This is a genomic window from Acinetobacter sp. YH16038, assembly GCF_013417275.1.
GTDB lineage: Bacteria > Pseudomonadota > Gammaproteobacteria > Pseudomonadales > Moraxellaceae > Acinetobacter.
Window position 1 is genome coordinate 37250 of record NZ_VPEG01000002.1, and the last position, 20211, is coordinate 57460.

A 20211-nucleotide genomic window follows, 5' to 3' on the forward strand; every position below is an offset into this window, starting at 1 on the left:
ATGGCAACATATACTGCAGTTGCAGATGCAAATGGGGACTTTACAGTCCCTTTTTCATCTAACTATACAGCTGGTCAGAAAGTTATAGTAACGGCAGAAAAAAGCGGAGCAACAAAAACCATTGAACTGTTTGCACCCTCCGACCCTTATGGTGGTGGCGTAATTCAGTTTGGAGGAAGTCTTGCTAATTTTCCAAATGGCATTACATCAGTGACTATTAATTTGCCATCGATTGCAAACAATGCTTTTAATACTGGGGCAAATACACAGATTTTCCTAAAAGCAACTTCTTTAATTTTACTTAGCGCAACCTCAATTGGAGATTATGCTTTTTCCGGGTGGTCGAATGCTGTAAACCTAACTTTGCCGGAGGGCTTGCTCACAATTGGGCAGCGGGCATTTTCAGGATGGGCCAAGTTAAATGGGGTTGTTATTCCGAATTCTGTAGCAACCATTGGCGCCTATGCGTTTGACTCAAATGCATATATGTTAAATATCACAATCGGCGATGGTGTTACTCAGATTAATGGTCAAGCGTTTGCTTATCTGACGAGAATGCAGAATCTATACATTAAGCCGCCAACACCACCAACACTGCTTGATGATGCATTTGCAAGCATTCGCTCAGCATGTGTATTTCATGTTCCAGCAGCATCACTTGCGGCATATCAAGCCGCTCCGTTTTGGTCTAAGTATGCTAGCAAAATGGTCGGTGATTTATAAATTTTAAATTCATCAGCACCTCCGGGTGCTTTTTTATTACCAATATTTAGGGGGCGCAATGGCCGACTACACAACTGATCCACCAGTGGCAAGCGCAGGCTCACTTATGCTGCTCTCTGACAAGATGACTGATATGTGTCAGAAGATAGACAAGCTTGGAGACATTCCACAGAAGCTTGATCGATTAGACATGACTATCACTCAGCTTAGCAAAGACCACCAGCAAACCCGAGCTGACTTGTTGCAAACCCAGACCAATTTCCAGTCAGAGCTTGAGAAAATTCAAAGAGATGTTGGTGAGCTTAAGACCAGCAAAACCCGAATTGATACTCTTGGTGAGTGGTTTAAATGGGGTGGTATAGCCTTGGTTTCAGGGATTGTGGGTTCGTGGTACACGCTATCGAATGATGTTCGAGACACTCAATCCAAGACAGCCAACAATGACCAACGAATCATGATTATCGAAAAACAGGGCGATCAAACATCAAGAATATTAGATGAAATCCGCAACAAACTTTATGAACGCAATTACATGAGTGAAACGAAATGAATTTTTTACAAGAAAACGCGCTGAAATACACCAGCGTTAAATGGCCCCTGATTGGGGCTTTTTTATTGGGTGTCATTCCTGTTTTACTGCAGGAAGGGATTAACACGCAGCTTATCCCGGCTGAATATCATTCACTGATTTTAACCATTGTTCTGCCAGCACTGGCTTACTTTGGGAAAAAGAAATACCAGCCAGAGCTACATCCTGAGCCAACTATTCTAGGCTTTGCAAAGCTGCCTGCCGATTCAATTACCTTTGATGAAGCATTCCGGCGCTTGATTGGACATGAAGGTGGTTACACTATAGATCGACGAGATCCGGGCAACTGGACTGGGGGTAAAGTCGGAGTGGGTATCTTGAAGGGCACTAAGTACGGCATTGCTGCAAATACTTATCCAAATCTGGATATTAAAAACATTACGCTTACTCAGGCCAAAGAAATCTACAAAAAAGACTGGTGGGATAAATTGGGTGGTAATGGCCTGCATTCCGCTATCACATTTCAGCTTTGGGATTTTGCGATTAATGCTGGAAAGAAGCGTGCAGTGATGGAGCTGCAACAGGCAGTAGGTGTAACCACAGATGGAATCATTGGCCCTAAAACCATGGAAGCCGTGAATGCTCAGGATCTAAATGATGTGATTCTAACTTTGACTGCTGAGCGACTAAGGTTTTATACATCATTAAAAACATGGCCGACCTATGGCAAAGGCTGGACGAATCGTGTTGCGGATAACCTAAAATATGCAGCGCGAGATAATTAACCCTATTCATTAGACTGACAATATTCTAGTAAAATAGATAAATGCCCTCACATGAGGGCTTTGTTTTTTTACTTTAATGAATAATCGATACTATGGGTGTGCGAATGCCTAACCATTAAAGCTAAGCAAGTGATGATCCTTCAAGGGCATTAATTTAGGCTCACCATCTTCATTTATGCTTAATGCATATACTTTAAATCTTGATGAATTAAATTTATCCATATATGACAATAACAGATCGAAACTAATATTTTTTGTGTTTGGATATGATTGAATATCAAATATATTTGAGATGTTTACCCTAAAACTATGAGAATCATCCCGATTAAAAAGAGAAACAAAAGCATCTGGTATTTCAATTATTATCTTACTGTCTAGACCTTCTGCGGAGCCGACGTTTACTAAGCTGAAGCTTGAGGCTAGATGGCCAAAATTTTTAATGTTGATATCAAAAGAATAAGATGGCTGCCTTGTTGAGTCAGTGGATTTCTCCAAGGCAGATGTTGTTAGTATGAATATTGGTTGATTGGATCCTATTAGTTTTTTCTGCCCCTCTTGCTGTTTATTATAAAAATATAGAGCAAATATTATTGATGCAATTGTGCCTATGGAGCCTATAAAAGAAAAAGTAATAGATACCGCTCTCTCCAACGGAAGTCTTTGACTTGTTTCTAGGTAGTAGTAGCAATAAGACAATGCAAAGAATATTAAGCTAATTAATACTGATACAAATAAAAAAACTCTAATCTTCACTAAATCCACACTTACCCAGATAATCAAAACAACTATGCCTTACAGCCCACCCAGGCTCCTTCCTAAAAACCTCCCCATTTTTAATCGTGTGCTCTATGTAAAAGTAGGTCCATGTTTTCATTGTTATCTCCTAAGTCCATTTCTTAATCGTTGTGCAACCTCGGTAGCAGTTGGATTGTAATAAGTGTTCACCAGAATATTAATATCCGTATGTCCGGTAATCTTGGCTAGATCGGCAGGGTTCTGGATAATCTGGGCCATGCGAGTAGTGGCTTCATGGCGCAAATCATGGAATCTTAAATCCTGAATACCGCATTTATCTCGATATTGTCTAAATAAAGAGGATAGGGAGTCTGATTCAATACTTAAAACGCGAGGACTATTTACACCTTGCATGTGGCGCAGCAATTCTTCAGCACGCTCGGACAATGGAATATTCCGAGCAAGACCATTTTTGGTGTCTGGTAGATGCACATACATTTTATCAATGTGAACATTCTTCCAGGTCATCGCTGTGATTTCACCAAGGCGCATTGCAGTCTCAAGTGCAAACAACATTGCCCAGCCGACTTCTTGACCTTTAGTTTTAACCGGCTCACCTTCAACATAAGAGCAGGCACTTAAAATAGCTTCAATCTCATGATCTGCAGCGCGTCTATTTCGTGGTGGTGGCAGCTTTGGCCTTGATACTGTAGTCATAGGAGAGGTATGCAGCCAACCTAATTCACGGATACAACAATGCAGTACCGCGCTAAGCAATTCCATTTCCCTTGAAACAGTTGTCGCAGTCACATCCTTGATTCTGGCATCACGATATTTCACAAAATCAAATGATTTAAGATCCGTAAGGTTTTTTGACACTAATTGCGGATTATCGCGGATCAGCTTTCTTAAGCGCAAAGTTTCCCAGCGTGCACCTTTCTTTTTTGGCGTCACATTCTTAAGGTAATACTCAATTGCTTCTTGATAAGTATGTTTAGGCAATTCACCTTTTGATGCTTTAGCCGCGTCTTTAAGTTCAATAATTTTTCGAGCTGCCCACTCTAAAGCTTCTTTTTCTGTATCATGGGTAGAGGTGTAACGCTTGTTCTGATGATTGACGCAAATACGCCAACTATCACCGCGTTGAATAGCCTTTGGTATTTTCATAATGTCGTGGTGCAGATTTGGTGCAAATTAGATGTCTGGATGATGTATTAAATCACATTACAATACATTCTAATACAATATTAATTTATTAAAAATCAAAGGCTAAAAGAAAAACCCTTACAGAATAAGGGTTTCAGTTTAATAGCGATATGCTCTCTATCCCCACCATATATGAAGAAACAAGGTTAATGCCTTGTTTTTTTTTGCCTGAAATTTAGTGCGACATTTTTATTGGCTCGGCTTTTTATTCTTTGTATTGGATTCATTTATTGTTTAAACAACATGCTCGATCAAGATAAGTGAGGTTCTAGAGGTCTGATCTGCTGAGACTGAGCTAGACAAGCTTAGAGATTAAGTTCAAAGCAGTAGCAAAGAAACCTCATAAGGCCGAGTTTTCTTGTTAAATCTTATAAAAAATAAAAAAATTGCATTAACTGTTTAATTTATAGCGGAATAGGCAGTGATTGCTTGTAAAATCACTTGTCAATGACCTGCTATCTCTATAATATACACAGCCATCGGGGACGTGGCGAAATTGGTAGACGCACTGGATTTAGGTTCCAGCGCCGCGAGGTGTGAGAGTTCGAGTCTCTCCGTCCCCACCAATTTACTCAAGAGATTGAGTAAAATGGCCGAGTAGAGGATTGGTGTAATGGTAGCATGACGGTCTCCAAAACCGTTCGTCAAGGTTCGAATCCTTGATCCTCTGCCAAAGTTTGAAAAAAAGTCCGACACTAAGTTGGTACCCTGATGGGGACGTGGCGAAATTGGTAGACGCACTGGATTTAGGTTCCAGCGCCGCGAGGTGTGAGAGTTCGAGTCTCTCCGTCCCCACCATCAAAAGAGACAAGGTTGATGCCTTGTTTTTTTTCGCCTGAAATTTTTTAAACGAAAAAAAGCCCATCGAAATGGGCTGATTATAGGAATAAGAAAATTTTACTCAAATAAAAGGGTAAATCATGAGTGTACTGATTAATCTAATTTAAGCTTTCAGATGATCTTCAAACTCCTCACCCAGTTGCATGGCCAATGCATTACCTGAAAGATCACAAGTCACCAGACCATATTCTTTTTTAAAACTGAAACTAAAACCACGATTGTCTGCCAGGGTGCGAACCGAATACCCCAATTTTTCTAACCAAAGTCTAAATGCGAGAACGTTTTTTGCTTTAACCACTTTTTTCACGAGATAACTCCTTCATCAGTTAAATCATAGATAAGGGTGAGAATTTTCGTTTTAAAGGGCAAATACCCTTATTTAAATTAATTTAATTGAATTTGCGGATTTAATGAACAAGATAATATAGACGAAATATAGGGTTTTTAATCTAAGTCTATGTTTTTTATTATTTTCAAGATGTTGTAACTAAATATTTTAATTTTAAGCCTAAATAATTTTTTGAATAGTTATTAATATTCAAATATTTAAATCAATAATTGTTTATTTGTTATTCATTTTAAATTAGGAATTAGCGTGGTTTAAAGTTTTAGAGTTTGAGTAAGGCTTAAAAATATACAATCCAGCAAAGTTTCCAAGTATTCAGGTCATGGTTTTAAGCTCAACGCTTTATACTGTCATGGATATAATTTAAATAAGATTGATGATGACTGAATTAAATATTGAACAGTACGTCAAACAGCAAATTGAACTTATGCAGCAACAAGGGCAGGAGCCTGTAGCTGTGATGCTGGGCCATGAAGACTGGCTGGATTTTTCAGTGCAGTCCAAGGTGGCGTATACGCCATTTGGCAGTGCGCGCCGTTATCAACCTGCTTTGGGTGGATTATTGCTGGTCAGGATTGATGAAATGAATGCGGTACGAGTGGTCACCCAGCAAGAACTGGATGACTATGCTCAGAAGCATCAGCTACTCTAAGCAGCTATAAGTTTAAAACGAGTCTTTTATCACGCGTAAACGTTGAAACTCTTCGACACTGTCTGCGCGTAAAAAAGGATTGGTTTCCAGTTCTGCTGCAATCGTACTGGGTAAGGTGCATTGTCCAAGCATGCGCATACGCTCAACCTGTTCGAAACGCTCCAGAATTGCTGGATTATCCGGTTCTACATGTTTGGCGAACTGTGCATTCGACAGCGTGTATTCATGCGTGCAATAAACCTGAGTACGTGGCGGTAAGGCAGCCAGACGAGCCAGAGAGTGGTACATCTGCTGATAAGTGCCCTCAAATACCCGTCCACAGCCCATAGCAAACAGAGTGTCGCCACAAAACAGCACATCAATAGCATCTAGGAAATACACGATATGGCCTAGGGTATGACCCGGTACGGCAATAATCTGTACCTCAACACCATGAAAACTGAACTGGTCGTCATGTTCAAGTGGATGGTTAATAAACGGAATTTTTTCCAGCTCAGCTTTTGGGCCATATACCGGTAATGATTGCTTTTGAATTAAATCCGGAACGCCCCCGATATGGTCTTTATGCCAGTGGGTGAGCCAGATCTGACTCAGCTCAAGTCCATGTTCGGTACAGTAATCCTGAACTAGCACAGCTTCAGTGGGATCAATGACCACGACCTGATGCGTCGGTGTATGTTCAAGTAACCAGATATAATTTTGTAATGAGTTTTTGACATCAATACAGTGGATTTTAAACGGCATCATAAGACATCAGACCAAACAGATATTATGGATAAAGTAGCATAAATTCAGGCAGTCTGACTGTGGTCAAGGTCGCCTGTTTGCAAGAATTTTTTATATGATTTGTTTAAAAAGATCGGTTATTTATTCTGCATCTTTTACTGCGACAGCTTCGCCAATGGTATAGAAGTGACCACCGGCGACATGATGAATACTTTTCCATTCTTCGCTGACTTCATGATAGAACCAGTGCCCATCACGGAACACCCGATCATCGGCATAAGCGGCAATGACCTTACCAATAAACAGGTCATGGGCTTGCTGGTTATGTGGCTCGGGAATCAGCTCACATAAAATCCAGGCGGCACAACCTTCTACAACTGGGATCTCTTGATCTGCGAATTTGAATAACTGCACACCGGACTGCTCCAGTTTGTCTGGGGCATTGTACAGACTCAATGTTCCCAGACTATAGACCATTTCCAGCTGTTTGAGGGTGGGAATCTGCAGGGCAAAGTAGCCAGAATTTTCTATTATTTTTCGGGTCTTGGTGCTTTTATCCAGTACTACGGTGACTTTTGCTGGACTGAATTCGAGTGCACATGCCCAGGCAGCGGCCATGACATCAGTGTCTCGTCCATCATTGGCAGACACTAACACAGTGGGACCATGTGTGATCAGGCGATAGGCTTTTTCTAAAGGTACAGTTTGAATATGTGAATTGTTCATAAAGAACCTTAATGAGTGAAAAGGGAGAAAAATAAATCATTTGATTTACAGCATATAAAATTCCCCTTCTGGAAAAAAGCTTTTAAACTAAACACCTACATACAGGAGTAAAGAAAATGAAAATGTACCAGGTGGATGCTTTTACGACGTCTCTATTTAAGGGAAATCCTGCTGCAGTCATCGTGCAGGATGCTTGGCTGGATGATCACCTGATGCAGAATATTGCCCTGGAAAATAATCTGTCTGAGACCGCTTTTGTCAAAGTGCTGGATGCAGAAAATTATGAAATTCGCTGGTTTACGCCGACCAAGGAAGTGGATTTCTGTGGACATGCCACATTGGCCAGCAGCTTTGTATTATTCAAGGATTTTAGCTCTGCAAAAACCATTTATTTTCATGTCAAAGATCTGGGCATTTTTACAGTATGCCAGGATGAGGATGGCAAAATCCGGATGAATTTCCCGATCCGTCAGCCTGAACTCATCACAGATTATCCGGAAGCCTTAAGACAGGCGCTGACGAAGCCTTTTAAAAATGTTTATCTGAATACGCAAGGTTATATTATTGAATATGAATCAGTGCAAGATGTGCTGGATGAGCACCCCAATATTGAATTGCTGAAGCAGCTGAATGGAAAAAGAACCGCAATTACAGCAGCGGGTCCATTACTGGATGTCGCGATTACTGCTGGCGATACGCAATATGATTGCATATCACGTTATTTTGCACCGAGTAATGGGATTAATGAAGATCCGGTCACCGGTTCAATTCATACCGGAATTGCACCGATCTGGGCGGGGAAATTAAATAAAACTGAACTGGTAGCTTATCAGGCCTCTCAACGTGGCGGTGTATTGTATTGCGCATTAAAAGAACAAGGCCGCATTGAGATTTCAGGTTATGCCAAACTGTTTATGCTGGCCGAACTTTATATTTAATTAACATACTCAATAAAATACCGTGAAATTGCGCGGTATTTTATTTGGCATCTCATAAAATAGACTATTCATAATAAAGACTTTTCTCTAAGATCAGAGTGACTGTAAATAAAAATTCACACTTAAAAATTTGGATGAACAATGCAAATACGCTTTAAACGTTTAAGCTTGGCGATTTTATTATCTGGCTGGACAGCGGCCAGTTTTGCACAGCCGGTATTGGTGAAAACAGAACAGAATATCGAAGAATATCGACTGGAAAATGGCTTAAGAATTATTCTTGCGCCCAATGATAAAGAAAATAAAGTGTTTATGAATACGGTTTATCTGACCGGTTCACTGAATGATCCTCAAGGCAAAGGTGGGTTAGCGCATCTGCTTGAACATCTGGCGTTTAAAGGCACGGAAAATGTGAAGGGAGATGAGTTTCAGCGCCGTCTGGATCAATATACCTTAATGACCAATGCCAGTACCGACTATTACTCAACCAAATATACCAATGTGATTCGTCCTGAGCAGACCGCGGTCAATGAAGTGATTTTCCTTGAAGCGGAACGCATGGACAAGCTGGTCCTGCAAGAAAAGTATGTGCCGACTGAAATTGACATCGTGAAACGTGAGCGTGAAATCCGTCTGGATCAGCCATTTTCCGTACTGATGGATCAGGTATTTAAATCAGCTTATGGCAATCAGTATCTGGGGCGATTACCGATTGGTGACTTGAACGAACTGCAATCGATCAAGATGCAGGAGCTGAACCAGTTTTATCGTCACTGGTATGCACCGAATAATGCCCTCATGATTATTTCAGGCAAATTTAATAAGGCAGAAGTGCTGAAGCAGATTGATACCCATTTCAGTCCGATTCAGTCCCGCAAAGTGCCTGAATCGGTAAAAGTGCCTGCGCTAAAACCTGAACAGATCAAACAACGTGAATTTACCGTGCAAAAGGGTAGTGATCTGGCCAAATTTAATATTTATCTGAACCAGTCAGAAGAAAGTATTAAAACCACACTGGCCATGTCTCCAATTTTATATACTTTGCAACCTAGCGGACACCTGTATCAAAGTCTGGTCGAGACTGGTAAGACCACTACAGTGCAGTCCATGACCTGGCTCGATAAAGATTTTAATCTGGTCTTTATGGGGGCCATCTATGCGCCAAATCATCAAGTCAAACAAGTTGAGCAGGGCTTAATTCAGGGGGTAGAGCAGAGCCAGCCATTTAATGAAACCGAATTAAACCGGGCTAAAAGTCTAACCCGAAACCAGGCGGACAATGTTAAAAATAGCGCAACCGCTTTAGGTTCGCGTTTAAGTGAATATGTAGTGGCTTATTCAGGTGACTGGAGCCAGTATTTCAAAGATCTGCAAGCCATAGAAAAGCTGGATGTCAATCAGATCAATCAGGTGTATAAGGCATTCTTTAAGCCAGAATATCGTATTTCTGGCAATATCTTGCCGACACCAGAAGATCAGAAAAAAGCACAGGAGTTGCCCCAGACTGAAGTGCCGGCTCAAACTCTGGACCAGCAGGCTGAAGCAGCAGAACCGCTGAAAGATGTCAGTGTCTATCAGGCAGAAGTAAAGCAGTATGTGGCGCAGTCCAAGCAATATTTACAGGCTAAGGACAAGCAGATTCAACGGGGCAAACTGAAGAATGGTATTAAATACGCTTTATTCCCGACCCAGACTCAGGATGACAAAGTTTATGCCACTATTGCACTTAATTTTGGTACGGCACAAAGTTTGTTCAATAAAGGCGAGATTCTGGATCTGACAGCTTACTTATTGCTGCGTTCTTCTGAAACCCAAAGCTTGCAACAGATTGCCGATAAAATTATTGAGTCTGGTGGTTCAGCCACGGCCAGTTCCTCTGAAAATGGCATGAGCATTCAGATCAGTGCCAAAAAAGAGAAGTTTGAGGAATTTTTCCAGTATGTGCTGGATGTGCTCAATAAACCGGCCTTTGAGCAGAGCCAGTTTGACCTGATTAAAGGACAAAGCCTGTCTGCGTTAGACCGTCCTTATACTGAGCCCAATATGGTGGCCGGCCTGACCATGTCTCGCGCGACCGAGATTTATCAGCCGGGTGACCTTCGCTATCATTTTGAACCTGAACTGGCAAAAAAACAGATTCAGGCTGCTACTCGTGAACATGTCGTAGCGTTATATCAGCAGTTCTTTAATACGCATCATGCCCAGATCGCAGTGACAGGGGAATTTAATCCGAAGTCCGTGAGCAAAGTCCTCAAAAATAACTTTGCGAGCTGGAAAGCGAAGCAGCCTTATGAGCGCTTAAGTGGTCAATATACAGTTTATCCGGCACAGAAAATCCATGCGTTGTCTGAACAGCGCGAGTTCGGTCATTATCAGGCTGTCATGACATTCCCGGTCGGTGCAGAACATGTAGATTTGCCAGCCATGCTGGTCTTCCGGCATATTCTGGGTGATTCTCAGTTGTCTTCACGTTTAGCACAGGAATTACGTGAGAAAAATGCGCTGGTTTATGGTTTTAGTGCCAATGCTCAGTATGATGAATGGATTGATTCAGGCGCATTAGGCATTCAGGCGAATTATACGCCTGGCCGATCAGCACAGGTGTCACAAGCGGTGCATAAGGTATTGAATGAGCTTCTGGCCAAAGGGGTAACCGAGCAGGAAGTTGAAGCAGCGAAAGCCACGATTTTGAAACAGCGCGTCACTGCACTAGAAGATGATCGCCGTATTCACAGCATGCTGATTCCACAACTGGAAAAAGATCGTAATCTGATCTATCGGGAGAAACGTGATCAGGCGATTGCCAAGCTGACCAAGGCAGATGTCGATGCCGTTATCAAAAAATATGTTAAACCGGATCAACTGGTCGAAGTCATGGCGGATCAGTATGGGAAAGAAGTGAAATAAACTCTGTAATTTTTTATAAGTCTATGACGGTCTCTTTTCATTTTAAATAAATGTTTAGATGTCTATATGGCTACTTTTGCTTCGGCAAAAGTAGCCAAAACTATTTGTCATCCGCAAAACTCGTCCACCACCTTCACGAAATAAATTTATTCTAGAAACAATCCTCTTATGATGTAGTCCTGCCTCAACCAGTTACGGATGACGTTTCCACGTATCTATAGGCTATAAAAGCGTTTGGCATTCTCATAAAAAACCGGCTTTACAGCATGTTCGTCATAGCTCTGCACAATATCGCTAAAGGCATCAATGATGGTGACCAGATCTGTGCTGACACGATCCATCGGGAAATTAGAAGCAAACATGATGCGATCTTTAGCGAAGCATTGTAGGGCATGCTGGATCAATAGAGCCGCGAGCTGAATCAGTTCATCTTTTTTTGCCAGTTTTCGCTCTAAATGAAAACGATGACCGAGTACAGGCATAAACAGACCGGAAATTTTGCTATACACATTTGGGCATTTTGCCAGTTCAGCCAGGTCTTCTTTCCAGGTCTGAAAAATATAGTCTCGCTGCTGTGCTGTTTGTCCTGTTGCTTTACCGACTTTCCCAAAGATGCCGGCAGGTGTGCCCAAGTGATCCAGCACAATCGGCGTTTCAGGAAATGTTTTGGCCAGATGGGCCACATCAGAAATTTGGGTAGAATAAACCCAGGCATCAAAACTTAAATTGGCTTTGGCTAATTCCTCAAATCCTTTCAGAAATTTCTTATTGCAGTATAAATGCGGTTCATCGGTCCAGGCATGAATGCCTTTATCGGCATGAAACGATGCCATTTTACGAATACCGCGTAGTTTCGGCGAAACTTCCTGATGCAATTGCAGCAGCTGTTTAAAGTTTTTTTGACGAGGGTCAGCTGTAGCCACAATGCCGCCTAGCTGAATATTCTGTTCAGCAAAAGGCAGCCCGGCAATAAACCTGGTTTCATTAACCACGCCCGTGCCTTTATGTTCATGCCAGCTTGCCCCTATATGCACAATCTGTTCCACCTGATAATGACCGATGTCACGTTTATAGTTTTCCGGTAGATAAGGCGCGGTCAGATGTTCGGTCAGACCAATCGTATCAATCACTGCTTTGGGCTTGATCAGCCGTACCATTTTGTCCAGCAGTTTTGGATGTTTGCCAAATAATTTTACAGCAGAGGCTGCGGCATGCGGTGTGGTATAAGGGTCCCACTGATGAATATGCGGATCTATAATCGGAAAGGGCAGTTGCTGCATGATATTTTGGGTCATCGTTTAATTTTTATTCATTTTTTATAGGATAAATACAGCATTAAAGTCAAACTAAAAATCAAAGATTTAAAAAAAGCCCCGTAGGGCTTTCATTAATGATCGTGGTCGTGTTGATGCTTGTTGGCATGAAACTCTTCATTACGACGGAAACGTAAATAGTTCTCAAACTGCTCACAGTATTCATCGTAGTTATCTTCCAGCATCATCTGAAATTGCTGCAAGATATAAGACATGACCTGATCTTTAGCGTCGCGCATCTCGTTGCCATCTTTGAAATTGTTGGCAGCGACCCAGGTATTAAAGCGGGCAGTACCAAACAGCATTGCAGCGCTGACTTGACCACGTTTTTCTGCCGGGTTTTCCTGAGAGCCTTTTTCTACACGGCTAAATTCGTTGGCCTGTTTAATAAATTCATCAGCACGTTCAAAGAATGCAGCATTTAACGCTTCTTCTTCGGTTACATCGGTTGCTTCAATCTTTTGAACCATGAATTTTTCCTGATAATAAAATCTTAATCACTAATTATAGGCAAAGCCTTGCAGAAACTAAACCTTTGCCTTAATCTAAAAATAGCCTAAGCAATAAAAATGTAAATCTCATGCAAGATGCAATTGCTGTACAGAGTCTGAAAAGTGATATTGCCTTATTACGCCAGAATATCTGGCCACCAGCAAATCTGGCCAATGTGGAAGGATTGCCAATTTATTATGGCACCAAGTCGCAGGTCGAAGAATATTACAAGCAATGGCTGGGTCTGATTGAAAGGGCACAAGACCTGTTTCAGCCTTTTATGGAAGATGAAGTTCTGGATGCGATTCATTTGCCAAGCCATTTGAATCTGCCTTTATTCTATTTTCATGTGGACCGCATCCGGATTAATAAAACCCGCGCCAAAGAATCCAAAACTTTTCGTGGCATTGCCAGTCTGATTGAAAAATGTGGGCAATTTGAACCGGAACAGATTCAGGCCATGCAACGCTGGCTAGACAGTGATGAGACAGCGGCACTTGTGGCACATCGTGAATTTGTAGATCTGCGTACTTATGTATTCCAGCATGGTCAAAGTGAATACACCCGGACTCGGTTCTATGTGAATGGCATCGTCCTGAGTGTCGAACCACATTTTGAACTGGTTGATGCCCGTGATAAGCCGCGTAAGCAGCGCAGCGATAGTTATAGCGATCCATTAGCTGATAACAATACCTGGAAAGTATATGGAAAATATCGCTAGAGCAATTTTGTCTATTTATCTCTTACCAGAATGGCTGGGTGTGAGAAAATTTCTGTAACTGCTCGGCAGCCTGTTCCGACAGATGCTGCTGTTCTGCGGTGAGCCATCCGATGACAAACCATGCTTTGGAGTGTTTTTTTGCATAAGGCCTATATAGGCTTTCTGCGACAAACAGGTCATTATAATGACCTAAAGTCTCCTGTAAGGGCTTTAACGCTTTCAGATATCTTTTGATTTCCTTTTCCGGAAACAGGCTTTGCAGAAATTCCACATTATAACGCAAGCGTTTAACCCGCTTGCGGGTTCGGTGGCGTGATTCAATATCCAGTTCCTGATAATTCTCTGCATCTGCACAGACTTTCTGATGCAGTTTGCTGAGTCCTTTACACAGGATTTTATGCGAGGACTTTTGCTGGTTTGCACTCTGATCCTGACTAAATTGTAGTAGCTCCAGTATCAGCTCCATCGTAGCTGGCTTTCTGAATAATTGGCTAATATCTGCCTGATCCTGTTGGGCTGGAGGCAACTGCAATACTGGTGAACCCGCAGCTTCTAGCTGAGGAAGCAGACTTTCAGCTAAAGCATCGCGATCCCGAGTAGAGCCTAATTGCTGGAAGATATTGCGTAACTGATCCTGCCATTCCTCTGTCAAATCCTGATGATAGGGCTGGAAGATTTTTAAGGCACTGCGTAAACGCCGGATAGCGACGCGGGCCTGGTGCACATGGTCACTATTGTAATTCTCTAGCGCAATCGCCGTCGCATTGGGAAACAGGTGCGTCAGACAGTTGGTGATAATTTTTTGCAATATATGATGAATATCGTCTTTAGCTGCGAGCTCTAAGGTTGTCTGATGCTGGACCGGAAGATCAGTTTTATTATTCAGCAGAGCATAACCACGTTCAGATTTGCTGCGTACATCCAGCCATAACTGATAACGTTGAATCCAGGGTTTAACAAAATCAATTAAGTCATCAAGTTTGCCACTTTTGAGCTCAAATTCAACTTCATAAATATCCAAGGTCTGGCCATTAGAACGAATCTCACCTCTATCCAGTGCAATTTCAATCTGACTTCCTCGGTAATTTTCAATCCAGAGATCCCGCTCTACATCAGTTTCAAATTGTAGAGTCAGAGACGTATCTAGGGTGTGAAGTGCCTGTTTTAGAATCTTCCGAGCCTGTTTATGCTTGGCATAAGCTTTTAAATCACAGTTGTCCGGTGCGGTATCCAGTCTTTCTTCCAGCTCAAAGCGTTCAAATTGATGCTGGCTCGGTGCTTTTAAGGTCTGAAACCATTGCTGATCTTCCAGACGCTGCCGGAGTGCAATTTTGTGCTGCTGTAACTGCTGATCGGCAGTATCAAAGTATTTGGCACATAAATGATGTCGAGTTGGCCCGTACTGCTGAAAATCTTGTTCGAATTGGTGACGTATACTTTGCGGAATCTGGAATTTGAGTTCGATTTCTGCCATCGGGCCATTCCTTCTCGATGAAGCTCATAACAATCAATATAGACCAAACAACAAAAGTATTGTGATGTGCTTGTGCAACAAAAAGCACGCCGTAGCGTGCTTTGAAAGTCAGTTAAATACTTATTTAAGAAATTTGCGGCTGACCAGAAACTGTTCTGTCGCTTCCAGTAAGCGCTGTGCATAGACTTCCTGCTTGGCAGTCAGCCAACCCAACACAAACCAGTCACTGGCTTCCAGCTCAGTCTGCTGGATATACAGGGCAGAGGAGGCCAATGTCTGATATTCATTTGCTGCCTGCTGTGCATCATTTAAAGCCTTGCTGTATTTTTGCAGGTTTTTGACATCATAAATCGTGGTCAAAATTGGGAAGCTGAATTTTAATTCCTGAATGCGAATTGCTAGCTGATCCAGACTCTCAAAATTGGTAATATCAGTCTGGTTCATCTGTTCATGCAAGACTTTGTATTGTTGCTGCAAGGTAGTTTGCGCTGCAGATTTCAATTCCAGCGGCTTAGCTTCATTTGTACTTAAGCTGAAGATCAGCAATTCCAGATAGTGATGCACATTCTGAGTAGACTTCACCAGATTGCTCAGCTTCTCTTTGGCATAGAGAATATCTTTAGTCAGGTTCTCTGCAGTCGTAGGATTTTGCAGGAAGCCAGCTAGGGTGTTTTGCATGTGCTGTAAATGTTGCAGATGTTCAAACTGATGTTTAAATGCGGCAAGCTGATGCGCCCATTCGTCTGAAACCTGAGTATGCCAATCTTTAAACAAAAGTAGGGTCAGATAGAGATGATTCAAGGCCTGTTGTGCCTGATCAATATGTTCCTGCTCTGCCAATTGCGCGGAGATTCCCGCGATATTGGGCAATAGATGCTGCATTTGCTGGGCCACCAGATGACACAGGTTTTTACCCGCACTATCTTTTTTGCTGATCTGGAATTCTTTGGCAAAAGTAGCGGGACTTACATTCTGATGAGTCGCTAACAAATTCCCAATTTCAGCCTTACTGCGTACATCCAGCCAAAGCTGATATTTTTTGACCCATTCAAAACTAAAGGCCAGCAAATCCTGAATTGAGCCATGCTTTAACTCGAATTCAACTTCATGCACTTCCTGTTCAGCATGAGGCGTGCGAATACAGCCGATATCCAGGCTGACTTCGATTGATGTGTTTTCATATTCAATCACGCGCAAGGTACGGGCAATATCGGTTTCAAACTGCAATTGCAGCTGGTCAAACTGATCACCTAAAGCACGATTAAGCAAGGTTTGCGCTTCAGCAGATTGGTTGTAAATACTCAGGTCCAGCTCAGGCGAATGTTCTAATTCACCGAGAGCATGATTATGCTCGAAACGTTCAATGTGGCTTTTGCCTGCCGCTTTTAACGTCTGAACCCAACGACTGCCTTCTAATCGTTGGCGTAGGGCAATTCCATGCTGGGCCAGTTGACGGTCTGCAGTATCATAGTATTTGGCTTGAAGCTGGATCTGTTGAGATTTCTTGGGATCAAGTGCCTTAAGCAGGGCAGTACGGCGGGCCGCGGGAATCTGGAACTTGAGTTCAACTTCAACCATGATAATCATCCTGTCTATTCAATTTATTGAAAAATATTAAAAATAAATCGAATTTTTATTCGCTTGCATGAAATTCCGATATGAAACGGAAATATTTTTAGACTTTTGAGCGGCTGATTGTAACGAAAAACCAATCTGATGTAAGACTTGACCGATTGAAAAAAATGGAAATGGAAAAATTAAGTTACTGATCTCATTCGCCGGTTTTTATTGAAAGCATGACAATTCAATATCTAAGCTAAATTCAGGAGCAGAATTGCATGAAAATAAAGGTACTTTTAATTGCCTAAATTATGCGCTAAGGTGAAGAAAAAAGATCAGGATGATGATAATGAATGCACAGGTGCAGCCGAGCAATGAGATTGCAGAACTGACTTCTCCACAAATGCCGATTCGTGACTATCATGAGTTTTACCGGTTTTATCTAACCGAGCATCGCCATATCATGAGCCGCCGTTTGCATGTCGCCGGCAGCAGTATCGGTATATATTTTTTTAGCAAAGCCCTTCGTCAGCGTAAAGCCAAATATCTGGCCTATGGACTACTCTCAGGTTATGCCTGTGCCTGGATTGGTCATTTCATTTTTGAAAAGAATAAACCGGCCAGCTTTAAACAGCCGCTTTACAGTTTTATTTCAGACTGGCGTATGTTTGCCGATGTATTACGTGGTAACCTGAGTCTGGTTGATCGTAAGCACGACAAAATTCCAAGTTAGGGCTTATGACGTTTTATCGGATTTATGCTTAAGTATTGCAATAAAAACGATAAAAACACTTGCAAGTGTAGAGTTATTATTCTATTAATTGTTTTATTGCTTATTCAGTATTTTATCAAAGGGTATAATTCACTGAATAAATCAGTTTTCCAAGCCTGGAGCGACCTTCTCCGGGCTTTTTTTATATTTTAAAAAATAGAAAGATGTACAGTGCATTATTTTTAATTTATCTGAATGATTTAGAAAATATTCACGAGATGAATGAAGCAAGTTTGAAAGATGAGATGGTCGGTTCTGCTTAGATGGGTCGATCCTTTCTAGCTTTAACACGTCTCCCCATAAACGGTTTACCCAAAGCTAGAAAGGATCTGGTAGATAAAACACAGCTTTTGCTTTTCTATTTATTTGTTGTGTTCGAACTTATTTAAATCCTTTAATACATGGAGACCTATCCCTGAAATTGGGTATTTTGAAGTTTTCTTTAAATTTTGTGATTAATGGTATTCAAGCAATTTTATACACAGGAATTGTAAAATCCGGACATAAAAAAATCGCTTTCAGAATTTTGCAACTTCTCCACTAAGTTATCTGCAAAATCCTAAAAGCGTTTGTCGGAGGGCGTAAGCATTAACACTTTATCATTATTGTTATAAAACCATTAAAACGTAAATTCTCGCAGCCGCCTATCACTGAAAATAGGGATATTGATCAATCACCTGTATAAAAAGTACAAATAATAATCTAATACCTGAATCGGGTATTATTCAGTGTTTAGGATGGGGAAACTCGCCCATTTATGCCTATAATAGCGTATGTATTTTGAATGGCGGCAGTCATGCGCGGTTTGTATTTAATTACCAATGATGATCCTATTGAACTTCTCCTGGCAAAACTTGAAGGTGCAATGGCGACTTATGAAGTTGCGGTACTTCAGTATCGTCGTAAAAAAGTAGCGAAAGAAGATCAGGCTTACGAAATCGAATATATGAAACAAATGTGTGAACAGTATAAAGTTCCATTTGTAATTAATGACGATTTGGAAACTGCAGTAAAATATGGCGTAGGCGTGCATTTGGGTCAGGATGATGGTTCAATCCAGGAAGCTGTTGAGCGTTTGCCTAAAAATGTATTGATTGGCCGCAGTTGTAATAACTCACTTGAGCTTGCTGAACAAGCCATTGCTGATGGGGCTAATTATGTAGCCTTTGGCGCGATCTATGCGACTGATACCAAGCCAGAAGCAGGTAATATTGGTCTGGAAACCTTAAAACAAGCCAAAAGTAAATTAAATGTACCGATTTGCGCTATTGGCGGTTTGACGGTGGAAAACTCGAAAGAGGTCATCGAGGCTGGTGCAGATCTGTGTGCAGTCATTAGTGATGTATTGGGTCGCTCAATGTCGACTGTCGGTCAACGAGTGTATGACTGGTCGGAACTATTTGCTGAACAAGCTTAATTTTTATTTCTTATTGTATTTTTGAGTTGAGTGATTCTCATGAGTTTATCTCCAAAGCAAGAACAACTATTTAAACAAGCCAATAAACATATTCCGGGTGGTGTTAACTCACCTGTACGTGCTTTCAATGGCGTGGGTGGTACGCCTATCTTTATCGAGAAAGCACAAGGTGCTTATCTGTACGATGTCGATGGCAAGCGCTATGTGGACTATGTGGGTTCATGGGGCCCAATGATTCTGGGTCATGCGCATCCATCAATCATTAAAGCGGTGCAAGATGCAGCTGTTGATGGTTTAAGCTTTGGTGCACCAACCGTGCATGAAACCACTTTGGCAGATATCATTTGCGACATCATGCCATCCATTGAATTGGTACGTATGACGAATTCTGGTACTGAAGCGACCATGACTGCGATTCGTCTGGCACGTGGTTATACTGGTCGTGACAAGATCGTAAAATTTGAAGGTTGTTATCACGGTCACTCTGACTCGTTGCTGGTAAAAGCAGGTTCTGGCTTGTTAACTAAAGGCGAAGGTGAAGCGACTTCTGCGGGTGTACCTGCTGATTTTGCCAAACATACATTAACCCTTCCTTATAACGACATTGCGACTTTAAAAGAATGCTTTGCCAAGTTCGGTTCAGAAATTGCCGGTGTAATTGTAGAGCCAGTAGCAGGAAACATGAATCTGGTGAAACCGATTGAGGGTTTCCTGCAAGCGATACGTGATGTCTGTGATGAACATGGTTCAGTCTTCATCATTGATGAAGTGATGACAGGTTTCCGTGTCGGTCTAGGTGGTGCTCAGGCACATTATGGCGTAACTCCTGATTTAACGACTTTGGGTAAAATTATTGGTGCGGGGCTGCCAGTCGGTGCTTTTGGCGGTAAGCGTGAAGTGATGGAATGCATCGCGCCACTAGGTAACGTGTATCAGGCAGGTACTTTGTCCGGTAACCCGCTAGCAATGCGTGCCGGGATCGAGATGTTTAAACATCTGCGTGAGCCAGGTTTTTATGAAAAACTGACTGCTCAACTTGAAAAACTTCTTGCAGGTTTACAAGCAGCTGCGGATGAAGCCGGTATTCCATTCAAGACCCAGCAAGTGGGCGGTATGTTTGGCCTGTACTTCACGGATCAGGAAGATATCACCAGCTTTGATTCAATGCTGAAATGTGATGTAGATACCTTCAAAAAATTCTTCCATGGCATGTTAAGTCGTGGTGTGAACCTGGCTCCATCTGCATTTGAAGCCGGCTTTATTTCTGCTGCGCATAGTGATGAAGATATTGAATTTACGATTCAAGCGGCTAAAGAAACTTTTGCAGAAATGAAAGAGTAAATTTGCTT

General features: G+C 41.8%; 19 protein-coding genes and 3 tRNA genes. 13 read left to right on the forward strand and 9 right to left on the reverse strand.

What is annotated here, in order from left to right; translation table 11 throughout:
- From FTV34_RS00345 to FTV34_RS00355, 3 genes are all read left to right on the forward strand, one after another.
- Nucleotides 1–723 carry a leucine-rich repeat domain-containing protein gene (locus FTV34_RS00345; RefSeq protein WP_180068359.1) on the forward strand — a complete coding sequence of 241 codons (723 nt, stop codon included), beginning with the start codon at nucleotides 1–3 and terminating at the stop codon, nucleotides 721–723.
- A gap of 58 nt (nucleotides 724–781) precedes the next feature.
- Complete coding sequence (locus FTV34_RS00350) at nucleotides 782–1273, forward strand: hypothetical protein (protein ID WP_180068360.1); 492 nt, start codon at nucleotides 782–784, stop codon at nucleotides 1271–1273.
- 248 nt (nucleotides 1274–1521) lie between these two features.
- On the forward strand, nucleotides 1522–2037 hold the full coding sequence (locus tag FTV34_RS00355; RefSeq protein ID WP_180068424.1) for a glycosyl hydrolase 108 family protein: 516 nt from the start codon (nucleotides 1522–1524) through the stop codon (nucleotides 2035–2037).
- 108 nt (nucleotides 2038–2145) lie between these two features.
- Here the strand turns inward: FTV34_RS00355 and FTV34_RS00360 are convergent, their stop codons facing one another.
- Both FTV34_RS00360 and FTV34_RS00365 read right to left on the reverse strand, forming a co-directional pair.
- A complete protein-coding gene (locus FTV34_RS00360; RefSeq protein WP_180068362.1) occupies nucleotides 2146–2817 on the reverse strand; it encodes a hypothetical protein in 672 nt (223 codons plus the stop codon).
- 96 nt (nucleotides 2818–2913) lie between these two features.
- Nucleotides 2914–3939 (reverse strand): site-specific integrase, encoded by a 1026-nt coding sequence (locus FTV34_RS00365; protein WP_180068364.1) that lies wholly within the window; start codon nucleotides 3937–3939, stop codon nucleotides 2914–2916.
- A 520-nt stretch (nucleotides 3940–4459) separates the two neighbouring features.
- Between FTV34_RS00365 and FTV34_RS00370 the strand changes: the two genes are divergently transcribed.
- From FTV34_RS00370 to FTV34_RS00380, 3 genes are all read left to right on the forward strand, one after another.
- Nucleotides 4460–4544: transfer RNA gene (locus tag FTV34_RS00370), tRNA-Leu, on the forward strand.
- Between the two features lie 33 nt (nucleotides 4545–4577).
- Nucleotides 4578–4651: transfer RNA gene (locus FTV34_RS00375), tRNA-Trp, on the forward strand.
- Between the two features lie 40 nt (nucleotides 4652–4691).
- Nucleotides 4692–4776 (forward strand) — tRNA-Leu (locus FTV34_RS00380).
- Between the two features lie 145 nt (nucleotides 4777–4921).
- On the opposite strand, the gene FTV34_RS00385 is transcribed toward FTV34_RS00380, so the two are convergent.
- The gene (locus tag FTV34_RS00385; RefSeq protein ID WP_004786362.1) at nucleotides 4922–5125 is read right to left on the reverse strand and encodes a hypothetical protein; all 204 of its coding nucleotides are present in this window, start codon (nucleotides 5123–5125) and stop codon (nucleotides 4922–4924) included.
- A 418-nt stretch (nucleotides 5126–5543) separates the two neighbouring features.
- On the opposite strand from FTV34_RS00385, the gene FTV34_RS00390 reads away from it, so the two are divergent.
- Nucleotides 5544–5816 carry a hypothetical protein gene (locus tag FTV34_RS00390; RefSeq protein ID WP_004786360.1) on the forward strand — a complete coding sequence of 91 codons (273 nt, stop codon included), beginning with the start codon at nucleotides 5544–5546 and terminating at the stop codon, nucleotides 5814–5816.
- Between the two features lie 12 nt (nucleotides 5817–5828).
- Here FTV34_RS00390 and gloB read toward each other — a convergent pair whose 3' ends face one another.
- Together gloB and FTV34_RS00400 are read right to left on the reverse strand one after the other, a co-directional pair.
- The gene (gloB, locus tag FTV34_RS00395; RefSeq protein WP_180068366.1) at nucleotides 5829–6563 is read right to left on the reverse strand and encodes a hydroxyacylglutathione hydrolase; all 735 of its coding nucleotides are present in this window, start codon (nucleotides 6561–6563) and stop codon (nucleotides 5829–5831) included.
- A gap of 120 nt (nucleotides 6564–6683) precedes the next feature.
- Nucleotides 6684–7268 (reverse strand): flavin reductase family protein, encoded by a 585-nt coding sequence (locus FTV34_RS00400; RefSeq protein ID WP_180068368.1) that lies wholly within the window; start codon nucleotides 7266–7268, stop codon nucleotides 6684–6686.
- A gap of 116 nt (nucleotides 7269–7384) precedes the next feature.
- Between FTV34_RS00400 and FTV34_RS00405 the strand changes: the two genes are divergently transcribed.
- Nucleotides 7385–8206, forward strand: coding sequence for a PhzF family phenazine biosynthesis protein (locus tag FTV34_RS00405; protein WP_180068370.1), 822 nt, complete (start codon nucleotides 7385–7387; stop codon nucleotides 8204–8206).
- A 141-nt stretch (nucleotides 8207–8347) separates the two neighbouring features.
- Complete coding sequence (locus tag FTV34_RS00410; RefSeq protein ID WP_180068371.1) at nucleotides 8348–11113, forward strand: pitrilysin family protein; 2766 nt, start codon at nucleotides 8348–8350, stop codon at nucleotides 11111–11113.
- 215 nt (nucleotides 11114–11328) lie between these two features.
- Here FTV34_RS00410 and FTV34_RS00415 read toward each other — a convergent pair whose 3' ends face one another.
- Nucleotides 11329–12393, reverse strand: coding sequence for an amidohydrolase (locus FTV34_RS00415; protein WP_180068426.1), 1065 nt, complete (start codon nucleotides 12391–12393; stop codon nucleotides 11329–11331).
- 107 nt (nucleotides 12394–12500) lie between these two features.
- Entirely contained in the window at nucleotides 12501–12896 is a 396-nt protein-coding gene (locus FTV34_RS00420; protein ID WP_004786347.1) for a DUF3144 domain-containing protein, read from the reverse strand.
- Between the two features lie 110 nt (nucleotides 12897–13006).
- Here FTV34_RS00420 and FTV34_RS00425 point away from each other — a divergent pair, with 110 nt between their 5' ends.
- Nucleotides 13007–13639 carry a hypothetical protein gene (locus FTV34_RS00425; protein WP_004786345.1) on the forward strand — a complete coding sequence of 211 codons (633 nt, stop codon included), beginning with the start codon at nucleotides 13007–13009 and terminating at the stop codon, nucleotides 13637–13639.
- Between the two features lie 22 nt (nucleotides 13640–13661).
- On the opposite strand, the gene FTV34_RS00430 is transcribed toward FTV34_RS00425, so the two are convergent.
- Both FTV34_RS00430 and FTV34_RS00435 read right to left on the reverse strand, forming a co-directional pair.
- A complete protein-coding gene (locus tag FTV34_RS00430) occupies nucleotides 13662–15113 on the reverse strand; it encodes a CYTH and CHAD domain-containing protein (RefSeq protein ID WP_180068373.1) in 1452 nt (483 codons plus the stop codon).
- A gap of 120 nt (nucleotides 15114–15233) precedes the next feature.
- Nucleotides 15234–16691: an inorganic triphosphatase gene (locus FTV34_RS00435; RefSeq protein ID WP_180068375.1), complete on the reverse strand. Its 1458-nt coding sequence runs from the start codon at nucleotides 16689–16691 to the stop codon at nucleotides 15234–15236.
- A gap of 331 nt (nucleotides 16692–17022) precedes the next feature.
- On the opposite strand from FTV34_RS00435, the gene FTV34_RS00440 reads away from it, so the two are divergent.
- The 3 genes from FTV34_RS00440 to hemL all read left to right on the forward strand — a co-directional run bounded on the left by FTV34_RS00440 (nucleotide 17023) and on the right by hemL (nucleotide 20203).
- Nucleotides 17023–17406, forward strand: a complete 384-nt coding sequence (locus FTV34_RS00440; protein WP_180068377.1) for a DUF962 domain-containing protein — start codon at nucleotides 17023–17025, stop codon at nucleotides 17404–17406.
- A gap of 835 nt (nucleotides 17407–18241) precedes the next feature.
- On the forward strand, nucleotides 18242–18862 hold the full coding sequence (thiE, locus tag FTV34_RS00445; RefSeq protein ID WP_034706393.1) for a thiamine phosphate synthase: 621 nt from the start codon (nucleotides 18242–18244) through the stop codon (nucleotides 18860–18862).
- 39 nt (nucleotides 18863–18901) lie between these two features.
- Complete coding sequence (gene hemL, locus FTV34_RS00450) at nucleotides 18902–20203, forward strand: glutamate-1-semialdehyde 2,1-aminomutase (protein ID WP_180068379.1); 1302 nt, start codon at nucleotides 18902–18904, stop codon at nucleotides 20201–20203.
- Nucleotides 20204–20211 lie beyond the last annotated feature (8 nt).

Excerpts from the sequence above, each read along its gene's own strand:
- FTV34_RS00345 (WP_180068359.1), top strand. The coding sequence starts at position 1 with ATGGCAACATATACTGCAGTTGCAGATGCAAATGGGGACTTTACAGTC.
- FTV34_RS00350 (WP_180068360.1), top strand. The coding sequence starts at position 782 with ATGGCCGACTACACAACTGATCCACCAGTGGCAAGCGCAGGCTCACTT.
- FTV34_RS00365 (WP_180068364.1), bottom strand. The coding sequence starts at position 3,939 with ATGAAAATACCAAAGGCTATTCAACGCGGTGATAGTTGGCGTATTTGC.
- FTV34_RS00390 (WP_004786360.1), top strand. The coding sequence starts at position 5,544 with ATGACTGAATTAAATATTGAACAGTACGTCAAACAGCAAATTGAACTT.
- gloB (WP_180068366.1), bottom strand. The coding sequence starts at position 6,563 with ATGATGCCGTTTAAAATCCACTGTATTGATGTCAAAAACTCATTACAA.
- FTV34_RS00400 (WP_180068368.1), bottom strand. The coding sequence starts at position 7,268 with ATGAACAATTCACATATTCAAACTGTACCTTTAGAAAAAGCCTATCGC.
- FTV34_RS00405 (WP_180068370.1), top strand. The coding sequence starts at position 7,385 with ATGAAAATGTACCAGGTGGATGCTTTTACGACGTCTCTATTTAAGGGA.
- FTV34_RS00410 (WP_180068371.1), top strand. The coding sequence starts at position 8,348 with ATGCAAATACGCTTTAAACGTTTAAGCTTGGCGATTTTATTATCTGGC.
- FTV34_RS00415 (WP_180068426.1), bottom strand. The coding sequence starts at position 12,393 with ATGCAGCAACTGCCCTTTCCGATTATAGATCCGCATATTCATCAGTGG.
- FTV34_RS00420 (WP_004786347.1), bottom strand. The coding sequence starts at position 12,896 with ATGGTTCAAAAGATTGAAGCAACCGATGTAACCGAAGAAGAAGCGTTA.
- FTV34_RS00425 (WP_004786345.1), top strand. The coding sequence starts at position 13,007 with ATGCAAGATGCAATTGCTGTACAGAGTCTGAAAAGTGATATTGCCTTA.
- FTV34_RS00430 (WP_180068373.1), bottom strand. The coding sequence starts at position 15,113 with ATGGCAGAAATCGAACTCAAATTCCAGATTCCGCAAAGTATACGTCAC.
- FTV34_RS00435 (WP_180068375.1), bottom strand. The coding sequence starts at position 16,691 with ATGGTTGAAGTTGAACTCAAGTTCCAGATTCCCGCGGCCCGCCGTACT.
- FTV34_RS00440 (WP_180068377.1), top strand. The coding sequence starts at position 17,023 with ATGAATGCACAGGTGCAGCCGAGCAATGAGATTGCAGAACTGACTTCT.
- thiE (WP_034706393.1), top strand. The coding sequence starts at position 18,242 with ATGCGCGGTTTGTATTTAATTACCAATGATGATCCTATTGAACTTCTC.
- hemL (WP_180068379.1), top strand. The coding sequence starts at position 18,902 with ATGAGTTTATCTCCAAAGCAAGAACAACTATTTAAACAAGCCAATAAA.